Raw genomic sequence first — 5,583 nt, 5'->3', positions numbered from 1 at the left:
CAATTTTGTCTGCATATACTTCTGCAGTGTCTTCACCCAAAAAAGCGGCCCCGTAGTGGCGGCAACCCTCAAGGATTTCACGAGGTGATGCCGTGTGAATTTCCAGATGCTCGGGAGCATACTGGTTCGTGTATTCAATGGCCTCTTCCAAGGTATCCACCAAGGCGACCACACCGTAGTCGTTCCATGATGCGCGGGCCACTTTTTCGGTAGTTCTATCCTTAAGTTGGATTTCCACCTGTTCGATGGTATTTTCAGCCAGCTCTCTGCTATTGGTCACCAGGCAAGTCCTAGCATTGGGGTCATGCTCGGCCTGGGCAAGAAGATCCGCGGCCACCCAATCAGCCCTGGCAGTATCATCGGCAATAATCAGGATTTCACTGGGACCCGCCAGAAAGTCGATGCCCACTTTGCCGAATACCTGGCGTTTGGCTTCAGCAACAAACTGGTTCCCCGGCCCCACGATTAGGTCTACAGGCTTTATACTCTCTGTTCCATAAGCCAATGCAGCAACCGCCTGAGCCCCTCCCATGCAGTAGATCTCTTCACAGCCCAAGGCGTGGATCGTATAAAGAATACCAGGGTTGATCTCACCGATTGTACCCGGAGGGCTAACTGCTACGATCCGTTTCACACCGGCTACCTTGGCCGGGACAATGGACATGACGGCTGCAGTCAGGCACGGATAACGACCAGCAGGGATGTAGCAACCGCAACTATCCACGGGTATGACCCGATGGCCCATGGCCATGCCAGGCTTTATTTGGGTTTCCAGGGGGCTGAAACAATTCTTCTGGGCCTGGGCAAATGCAGTTACCTGTTCAATGGCAAAATCCAGCTCTTCAACCACTTCGATAGGAAGTCGGCCTTTAGCAGTCGCAGCTGCTTCCGGCGTAATGCGGAAGGTGTCCGGGGTATGGTTGTCGAATTTTTTCTGATAGAATCTTAAGGCAGCATCTCCTTCGTCCCTTAGTTTATTGATAATTTCTCTGACGGTGTTCTGAACCCCTTCGATATCAGAAGCGGTCTTTGGTTTATCTGCTTTCAATAGTTCCGATACCATGGGTCAAATTTCCTCTCTTTGGGTCTTTTATTGTTTTAGGTTGTAACCTTAAATCTTCCGGATAACTGGAGACTGCTTAATTTTTTTCCAGAAGTTGTTCTGAAACACGGTAGCGATAAAAAAATCAACCAAGTCCACCAAAACTTTTAAGGTATGCCCCTGTTATTCGCCTTTACTTTGAAAAATAGTGCTTTCTAAGTAAAGTAAACGTTTGCACAATTATGTTTTATATAAATGCACTTGTCAAGTTTTTTTAAAAAAACAAATTATAGATATAAGTATTTTAAATTAAAGAATTTTTTCATAAAATAACATGTTTTATAAAAAATATTACGAAAAGAAAAAGTTGAGAAATAAAATCTTATTGCACGACAATATCATATTGTGTGCAAATAATTGCACACAGCTCTACCGATTATTTCTTTTCTTAAGATTGCGTTTCTAAAATTGATTATTCTTTCAGATAACCGCAGGTCATCCTGACAACCAGCTGAGGGACGATCTTAATTAGTTTATGGTCAGGGATACCGCCATCAATTTGCTCCAAAATACTTTTAACGGCGAGGCGGGAAAGCTGCTTCATATCATATTTGACCGATGTCAGCTGAATTCTGGGATGAGCGGACATCTCACAATCGTCGAATCCTACGATGGCTATATCTTCAGGGATGGAAAGACCGGCTTCATCAATGACCTGCATTGCCCCAAATGCAATATGGTCATCTGCACAAACGATTGCATCAGGTAGTGACCGCCTTCGAAGTATGGCTTTACAAAGCTTATATCCAGTATCATAACTAAAGGCCCTGCCTTTTAATACCAAATTTTTATCTATGGGGATATCATTTTCTCGTAACGCCTGGTAATACGCTTCGTACCGGGTTTTACTAGTGTATAAGTTATCAGGCCCTCCGATCATTGCTATTTTGCGGTGTCCGAGCCTCAGTAGATGGGTTACGAGCATGTGTATGCCGTAGGCACCGTCAGGGACAATCTGAACCCCTGTATTCTGTGCCAGACGCCTCATCATCTGTACAACAGGGAACTTCTCCCTGATCAGATTTTCAAGTGATTTTTCCTCAAGCCGGGTGGCGGTTACGACGATGCCGTCCACACCAACCCGTTTCATATCCTCAATGGCTTCGGGAACGCCCGTGGGTAGGTCCAGTGTGCTGCGAATAAGCACCTGGTACCCTTCATGCTGCGCCTCTTCAAGAATGCTTCTAGTGGCAGCAGCATGGTACGAATTATTTAAATCATAAATAATGAGGCCAATCAGGTAGCTCTTTTTCTCCCTGAATCCCCTGGCAATAAGACTAGGCTGATATCCAACTTTTTTGGAGGTTTCGATAATTTTGTTTTTAGTCTTCCGGCTAATTCTTGGGTGATCGTTCAGGGCTCTGGAAACAGTCGCTACAGAAAACCCTGTCATTTTTGCCAGGTCCTTCAAGGTCAGGCGTTTCATTTTTTTTCCTTAATCTTAATAGATTATCTTAAACATCGCGCAATCGTTTGCAATATAAATGAAGAGTTTTCTTTTTGTTGTCAAGTGTTTAATCAAGCCAATTTCTGTAACGAACCGGACATATGACTTTCATATGTTATTTGACGTATCTAAACTATTGGTAAATAGTATAGTCCCTTTAGCCCTTGTATTCAAAGTCGAGAGTCCAAGATTTCTTATTTTTATGGAATTTTTAATCAGGAATTAGGTGACACCTATGTCTATTATTTTTTTCTCCGAATGCTGGATATAAAGGGGGACACTATTATTAACAGTCTTGAGCTTTTAGCATCATCGCCAAACACAATATCTTGTGTTTGGGGTAAATTTCATTCATCACACAGATAATCAACTTATTAATTAATATATTCATCTTAATCTAAAAATTTCTTACCAGAAATGAACCTCCCCACCGCAAGCGGATGGGGTATCAACAAATGATGCAATCAATCTTATCGTCGCAAGCGACGGGGTATTAGACCCAACGCTTTGCAATAAAAAAATAGAAAGTGCATTTGAATCAGTATTAAAGGCAGGGTCATTAATTAGGTTCTGCCTTTTTTTATTAAATCTTCATTCACTTACCTCAAATCAGCACTCTCCCTAAAACAAACACTGCACCACCCAGATTCATAGGGATCAGGGATGGTGAGGAAGAACGATTGAAAATTGAGAAGTTTGGTTTGATGGGTACACGGAAGAAAAAAAGGTGTGAAATAGTGATTAATCCGGGAGAGGATTATAGCCAGTAGTCCGGACTTTTCACACAATTTCATTTTGGGAAAATTAAACTTTTAGATCCGAATTTTAAAAATGAATTTCATCGCCAAAGAAAAAAATAAAAGATACCAAATCTTGTGGTTTATGTTTTTTAGAAAAAGAGAGCCCTACACGTTATAGTTCTCTCTAAAAAAGGGGGCCTGAATATATTTGGTGAAAGTTTTCTAAGTTTTGCTTTAAATTGAAAACGTATTGGATATTTTCTATTGAGTTTTCAGCTTGTATTGAAACCATAAATCAATGCTTTCCAGCCTACAAAATAGTGATACTCAACACATTTTGTGCATTATATATTGAGTTTTTTTGTGCTGAAAACGTTTGTCATACATTTGATCAATAATTGTTAAGCAGAGAACAACGAATGCGGTGGTATGATTTTTTTTGCCATCCAGAGGAAGTATAGACAAAGGAGTCCGGGGTTTTAAGCAAGTCGCATTTGTCTTAAAATAAATATGTTTCAAACTCTGAAAAAATTTGTTCTTATGAGAAAAATTGAAAATTGACTGACCAAAGATATTTTTCTCCGTCCCTGTCTGTTATGGCAGTCGTTATCTGAAAAAACCAACCCTATGAATACTTTTGTCGACGGTTTGTTTTGTTGCAAGCTTTATTCCCAATTCACCATCAATATCCTTTCTGTATCAACCGGCCAGAAGGCAAAGACGTCTATATGATATACATCAGGGTTTAGCTCAATAAGTCCTTGACAGCATGTAAATTTCTCTGTTAATGTTACCGGTAATATTTCTACAAAGGAGGTGAAAAAAGATTTTATATCACGCACCCGGGCAGAAAAGGCCTTTAATTCCAGAGGCCAATTGAAGTCTACATCAACAAAAGGAGGGAGAGAGATGAACGTTGTTGCTCAAAGTGGGAAAAAATTATCCGACTGGTCCGAGAGAAACATGCCTAACCCATATTTATTTGCCGTCATTCTGACATTCATCGCATACTTCATGGGTTGGATACTTACCGATAACGGACCCATGGACATGATCAAACACTGGTACGATGGATTCTGGAAAAATCTGACGTTTGCCATGCAGATGGTCTTGATTCTGGTTACTGGGCACGCCCTGGCCATTGCCCCCGGCGTTCACCCATTTTTAAAACGGCTCGCAGGAATACCGAAAACAGGTGGCCAGGCCGTGCTGATGACGGCATATGTCGCCACGATAATGACCTACTTTCACTGGGGTCTCGGTCTCATCGTTGCCGCCATCTTTGCCCGTGAAGTGGCCAAGCAAGGGTACGCAAAGAAGATCCACATCCACTATCCATTGATCGCCGCAACGGCCTATACCGGTCAGATGGTATGGCATATCGGTCCCTCTTCCTCTGCGGGACTCCTCTCTGCGACCGAGGGACATGTCTTTGAAAAAATTTTCGGCATCATTCCCATCACGCAATCCATTTTTACGCCTTATGCGATTATGATGGCTATCATGCTCTGTCTCATCGTCATTCCCATTACCATGTGGCTGATGACCCCGAAAGATCCGGACGAATGCAAGGGGATCGACGATTTTCTCCCCGTCGAAACATTCGCCTCGGAACTTACAGAGGAAAAAGATCTTGAAAAAGAGGCAGTATCGTCCGACACCAAAAAGAAAGGATTTGCCGACTTGCTCGAAAACAGTGCCGTCATTTCCTATCTGGTCGGTATTGCGGGCGTAGTGTACATCGTATACTATTTTGCGACAAAGGGCGTCAGCCTCAATCTGAATATTTTCAACTTCGTCTTTCTGATTGCCGGTATCATACTCCACCGTACCCCTATCCGGTACGTTCGTGCCATCACGACGGCGACCCCTGGTTCTAGCGGCATCATTCTCCAGTTTCCGTTCTATGCCGGCATCATGGGAATGATCTCCTATTCCGGTCTGGCGGCGATTATCACGACATGGTTTCTGGGATTTGCAACAGCCGCGTCGTTTCCGATCATTGCCTGGCTCACCGGCGGTGTCGTTAATATTTTTATCCCCTCGGGCGGTGGTGAATGGGGTGTCATCGGAGGAATTATCGGTCAGATTTCCGTAGATCTAGGCGTTCCGGTGGGCAAATCGATTGTGGCCTACGGCTGCGGTGATATGTGGACGAACATGTTCCAGCCCTTCTGGGCCATTGCGCTTTTGGGCATCACCGGATTGCGGGCAAGAGATATCATGGGATACTGTATGACGCTCATGGTCGTATCGGCGCCCTTCATCGCATTTGGTCTCTATTTCTTCCCGTA

3 protein-coding genes are annotated in these 5,583 nt (G+C 43.3%); 1 reads left to right on the top strand and 2 read right to left on the bottom strand.

Annotated features, from left to right (window positions below; translation table 11 throughout):
• Positions 1-1,063 (bottom strand): histidinol dehydrogenase (gene hisD / locus QAI40_RS16635; protein ID WP_304511865.1); only part of this gene is annotated, 1,063 nt, incomplete at its 3' end.
• Between the two features lie 451 nt (positions 1,064-1,514).
• Positions 1,515-2,528, bottom strand: a complete 1,014-nt coding sequence (locus QAI40_RS16630; protein WP_304511864.1) for a LacI family DNA-binding transcriptional regulator — start codon at positions 2,526-2,528, stop codon at positions 1,515-1,517.
• Positions 2,529-4,198: 1,670 nt separating this feature from the next.
• Between QAI40_RS16630 and QAI40_RS16625 the strand changes: the two genes are divergently transcribed.
• Positions 4,199-5,583, top strand: a 1,385-nt coding sequence (locus QAI40_RS16625) for a short-chain fatty acid transporter (protein ID WP_304511863.1), incomplete at its 3' end; no start/stop codon positions are given.

This window comes from Desulfobacula sp. (genome assembly GCF_030611305.1).
Taxonomy (GTDB): domain Bacteria; phylum Desulfobacterota; class Desulfobacteria; order Desulfobacterales; family Desulfobacteraceae; genus Desulfobacula.
This window is presented reverse-complemented; position numbering and strand designations above follow the sequence as displayed.